Annotated in this window: 5 protein-coding genes; 3 read left to right on the top strand and 2 right to left on the bottom strand. The window is 42.7% G+C overall.

The window, feature by feature from the left end; all coding sequences use genetic code 11:
* Nucleotides 1-331: 331 nt before the first annotated feature.
* A complete protein-coding gene (locus ACEW9J_RS14960; protein ID WP_373545909.1) occupies nucleotides 332-1,438 on the top strand; it encodes a GTP-binding protein in 1,107 nt (368 codons plus the stop codon).
* A 46-nt stretch (nucleotides 1,439-1,484) separates the two neighbouring features.
* On the opposite strand, the gene ACEW9J_RS14965 is transcribed toward ACEW9J_RS14960, so the two are convergent.
* Nucleotides 1,485-2,147 (bottom strand): cupin domain-containing protein, encoded by a 663-nt coding sequence (locus tag ACEW9J_RS14965; RefSeq protein WP_373545910.1) that lies wholly within the window; start codon nucleotides 2,145-2,147, stop codon nucleotides 1,485-1,487.
* A 35-nt stretch (nucleotides 2,148-2,182) separates the two neighbouring features.
* Nucleotides 2,183-2,758: a sigma-70 family RNA polymerase sigma factor gene (locus tag ACEW9J_RS14970; protein ID WP_373545911.1), complete on the bottom strand. Its 576-nt coding sequence runs from the start codon at nucleotides 2,756-2,758 to the stop codon at nucleotides 2,183-2,185.
* Between the two features lie 408 nt (nucleotides 2,759-3,166).
* On the opposite strand from ACEW9J_RS14970, the gene ACEW9J_RS14975 reads away from it, so the two are divergent.
* Nucleotides 3,167-3,775 (top strand): PEP-CTERM sorting domain-containing protein, encoded by a 609-nt coding sequence (locus tag ACEW9J_RS14975; protein WP_373545912.1) that lies wholly within the window; start codon nucleotides 3,167-3,169, stop codon nucleotides 3,773-3,775.
* A gap of 723 nt (nucleotides 3,776-4,498) precedes the next feature.
* Nucleotides 4,499-5,250 (top strand): calcium-binding protein (locus tag ACEW9J_RS14980; protein WP_373545913.1); only part of this gene is annotated, 752 nt, incomplete at its 3' end.

The raw sequence follows: 5,250 nt of genomic DNA on the forward strand, positions 1-5,250 counted from the left end.
CGGACATTCAGCGATTGAATACATTAGCACTATCGATCGAGATTTTTGATATATGGTGCGATTGAACCGACAATTACGCTATATGTAGGTGTTGACATTCGATCGAAAACCTTAACTTGTCAGGAATCGGGTTTCCCGACCATGGAACGAACCCAAGCGGGGAAACCCCAAGACCGGATTTTTCGCAGGCTTTAGGCTTTAGGGGTTGAGGAATCAGACTCTCAAATAAAGGTTAAAATGACTAGTGACTCATCGGAGCAGGACAATCGCCCTACTCTAAGTTTGCCATCTATTGACTGCGAATTTCTGTATCATCCCACCGTGTATTTTTATGACATCAACTACGATCGCTCCTACCCTCGAAATCATTGATGTAGACCAGAAGTTAGTACCTGTAACGATTATTACCGGATTTCTCGGTAGTGGGAAGACTACGCTGCTCAATCATATCCTCCAAAATCAGCAAGGTATCAAAACTGCGGTACTCGTCAATGAGTTTGGCGAAATCGGCATCGATAACGATCTGATTGTCGCGACTAGTGAGGATATGGTAGAGCTAAATAATGGCTGTATTTGCTGTACGATCAATGAGGATTTGGTTAATGCAGTGCATAAAGTATTGGCTCGATCGGAACAGATCGATTATCTAGTTGTGGAAACTACAGGTTTAGCCGATCCTTTACCCGTTGCACTGACTTTTTTGGGTACGGAGTTGCGCGATGTGACGCGGCTGGATTCGATTATTACTTTGGTAGATGCTGCAAATTTTAGTCTCGATTTATTTAATAGTGAAGCTGCCCAAAGTCAGATTACTTATGGCGATATTATCCTGTTGAATAAGACCGATCTGGTTGATGAAGCAGATGTAGATTTATTAGAAGTTCGCCTGCGGGATATGAAAGAAGGCGCGAGAATTATTCGCACGAGCAAGTCGGCGGTATCATTACCGATGATTCTCAGCGTGGGTCTATTTGAGTCTGATAAATATCTGGAGGCAGCTACACATGATGAACACGAGCATCATGACCATGCACCCGCACATGAAGACCACAGTAATTGCGACCACGACCATAATCAGTGCGAACATGACCATGCTCACGACCATTCGCATCATTTAGAGAATGATGGATTTACATCGTTGTCATTTGTGAGCGATCGACCATTCTTACTCCGCAAGTTTCAGCACTTTTTAGACAATCAATTAACTGTAAACATCTTTCGTGCTAAAGGATTTTTATGGTTTGATGAAAGCGATAAATGTCATGTTTTTCATCTATGTGGCAAACGGTTCTCGATCGATGATGAACAGTGGAAGGGCGAACCTCAAACGAAGTTTGTAATTATCGGTCAAGATCTCGATCGCGAGAAGATTCTCAAACAGTTGGAAAAGTGTTTGACTACTGCTAAAACAACTGCGGGGAAGGGTTTCGGAAAGTAAGATTTGGATTTAGGTTGAAGTGGTGGGCATTGCCCACCATACTTTTTTAATTAGATCGATCGATGATATTTTCATCGTAGTTATCATCGAGACAACCACGGATCAAAAACATACAACCCGTACTAGTAGATGGTGCATGGATCGAATTGGGGTACGATCGAATGTAGTCTCCAGCTCGATAAACCTGCCCATCGATGACTAGTTCCCCTTCCAACATATAAATTTCCTCAAGGCCCTGATGTTGATGCAATGGATATACGACTCCCGCTGCTGCCTTGAGTAATGCGGAACTCATCCGATTGGCTCGATCTAGATATAGTAATGCAACTTTTACTCCTGCGGTTCGGTAGGGTCGCCACTTGAGATTTGAGGACCTAAAGGTAACTATGGCTGGAGGAGATGGTTTTGCGGCAGCAGGGAGCGCAGTTGCCATCGGCTCCACACCCAACTGATTTTCCACCGGAGACGCAATGCGATTCGGCAGAGCCGACACTATGCGGTCGAATAACCGATCCTTGAGATCTGCCGACATCGGCATCGTTGGGGCACTATAAGGCATAACTGCTACCGCAGCCTGATAATTTGCCAATTCTTCGGCTAGATCGGGACAATCTATAATTTGAGCTTCTACCCATAGCCGTTCCTCAAGATCGAGCAGATCGAGTGCGTATAGTGGAGCGAGTTCGCAAAAACATCGATGGTCGTTCATGATACATTTGGGGGCAGGGGTTGGTTTGGCTCGGTCTAGTCTTGCCTACTAACTACCGATGATGCACTTTCAAAAGCTATTTTTAGTTTACTCAGTCCTAGCCTTAGCCGCGTTTTGACTGTGCCGAGCGAGAGTCCAGTAGCTGCGGCAATTTGGGTATGGGTTAGACCTTGATAGTAAGCCATTTCAATGACCTGTCGTTGTGGTGGCGGAATTTGACTTAATGCTGCAAGTACTTGTTGTTGTCGTTCGACAATTTCGATCGCTTCAATCGGATCTACGCTAACAGTAGGAAATTCGATCTCTTTGCCAGATGAGATTGCAGCATGAACTTTATTGAGTCGTTGTAGTTTCCGCAACCGATCCAAGATTCGACTACGTGCCAAGGTAAAAATCCACTGTTCGACACAACCTTTGGTGAGATCGAACCTATCGGCAATCTTCCAGATTTGAGCAAATACGTCTAAAACAACTTCTTCACAGTCCTCTACTGAGTTTAGACTCTTCCAGGCGATCGCGTAAATCATCCGAGCATAGCGATCGTATAAATCTGATAATGCACTGCGATCCCCCGCGGCGATCTTTGCGAGTAAGTGTGCTGCTTCAACCATTGACGCTCAGGGACAGAGAATGCTGTAGTAGTTTCAGTTTAGCTCACAGGCGGTAGAGATTTAAACCCACTTCAAATTACTTTTATGTGTCAAAACAAATTCGATCGACTAGAGATCCAATCTGAAATTAACAGCGTATATCTTTAATAGAAGAAAGTTAGAGTTGCAGATATTGGGCAAATTTTTCGGCTCCCCAGTTAACACTCTCACTGTCTAAGTAATCCAACTTCATCCCGATCGCACTCATCAACTTATGGCTGCAAGCTGTTTCTGGAACGATCTATTTATATTGGTTCGATCGATAAATTAAGTATTGTGGCTGAATTTTATTGAAATTATGCTGGCGATCGAAGATCGATAAGAGTAGCTGGGTAATATATAGATATGATTCTTTCATCATATCAACTCATGTTTAAAAACAATACATCTACATTGGTAGGTGCTAGCATTTCCTGGGGATTGGTAGCAGCCATTTCTCCGCTTGCTCCTAGTGCTCAAGCTATCACTTTTACTTACACGGGAACTACTGTTGATGGTCTCGTCTTCAATCGACCTGTTGAAAATTCCTCTAGTCCACCGACAGCGATCGTTGGAGAAGCCGTTCCTTATAGTAGTTTCGGTTTTACCGTTAGTGCTCCAGACAGCTACGTTTTTCAGAGCATAGCTAATTTTGATAATTTTACTGTTCTTTACCAAAATTCTTTCAATCCTATCGATTCAGTTTTCAATGCCATAATTGCAAATGACGATAATCCGCTAACTACAAATACAATATCTGGATTTACTACAGCCCTCAATCCCGGTACTAACTATTTTCTAGTTACTACTGGTTTTGAGAGTTCTAGTACTGGAAATTTCACAAATACGATCTCTGGTGCAGGCATTGTCACTCCTGGCACGATCGCCGCAGTGCCAGAGCCAGCTACTATCTTAGGCTCTCTAGCGGCTTTCGGATATGGTGTATATTCCAGACGTAAAAGTAAGATCGCTCGCTCGGTGACTAAAAAAATATTCTAGTTTTATCTGTAATATTTAATCTTCTATATAGCTCCTTTATAGGGGTTATTTTTTTAGATGGTTTAGTTAAGTGCGATCGGTCTTTAGAACGAGAATACTAGCTAAGATTTGGTAACGGATGCGGTAGATATCTAACTCAGTAAAAGTACTAATTTATCTACGCTAGCTAAATAAATAATAACTCATGCTCTATCAAAAGACAGATATCTATTTTGGAACTAACAGTGGTTAAAACAGCAACTGAATTTAATAATAAGTCCTAATCTCTATCGATTAGCTGACTAAGTAAACTATTACAATCTACCTTTAGATAGATAGAGACTCATATTAAAGTGACCGATCAATCGGGCATCCCTCCAACTCAGTACTTTGTACTAATCTCTATCCATTGGCTGAATCAAAAATTCACGCTCCTCTCTCGAAGTAAAGAGATCTATTTTGGGATTAGCAGCGTATAACCATACAAGTTGGCAAATTTATCTACAACCTTTTCTAGGGGTTATAGATCTATACATGGTATAGCTAGCAGAGAAACGGTAGGGATCGATCGGGATTTTTAAATTTACTTGACCTAACCCAAAAATTCACATATCATGCTTATTGCTCAGGCACAAGTAATTCCGATAGTTTGTGTACCGATCGATAACCGTGATGAGATTAGCTCGTACAGTTTGGATTATCAAACTTATTTGCAATAGACCAATCGTTTCTGAGGAGATTTAAATGGCAATAAAGAATGGTACGGCTGGTAGTGATACATTGCTTATCGACAGCGGTAGGAGTGGGGATACGCTGCTGGGTTTGGCAGGTGGTGATATTTTGAGTGGCTTGACTGGAGCTGGTGGCAATACTTTGGATGGTGGCGATGGTGATGACACGATCTATGCCTATCTCAATGACACGGTAATTGGCGGTGCTGGCGACGATCTGATTTTTGGCGGTCTGGGTGGCAATACTCTTACTGGCGGCGCAGGTCAAGATCTATTTGTGCTCTCAGGCGTAGATTTACCCAAAACCCCAAACACGATTACGGATTTCAATCTGCTAGATGATACGATCGAAGTCGATCTGGTAACTGGCAGTAAAGCTAGCGACGTGACGACTGTATTTGGTACTACTGATACTACTATCAGTTTTGGCAGCACTCAACTAGCAATGGTCAAAAACGCCAAGCTAAGTGCCAACGACATCATAATGTCCACAGCTACTCCAATCCCAAACTCATTATCTGTAGCTGACTTCAAAAAAGACCCAGCTAAATATATGGGATCGATCCGAGACTACGATGGTAACGATTTGGGTAGTAGTAGCTCGTGGAAATTGCTCGGTGATGCGGATATTCAGGGGGATGGCGATCTCGAGAGTATCTTAGTCAATCCAGCAATCGGTCGGTTTGCCAGCGTTGGCTCCATCAACGGTAATGTCGATTTTACTAAATATGGCTTGAATGGTGATACTCGTGTCGTCGGTATTTA

The sequence above is a fragment of the Chamaesiphon sp. genome (genome assembly GCF_041737865.1).
Classification (GTDB): Bacteria; Cyanobacteriota; Cyanobacteriia; order Cyanobacteriales; family Chamaesiphonaceae; genus Chamaesiphon.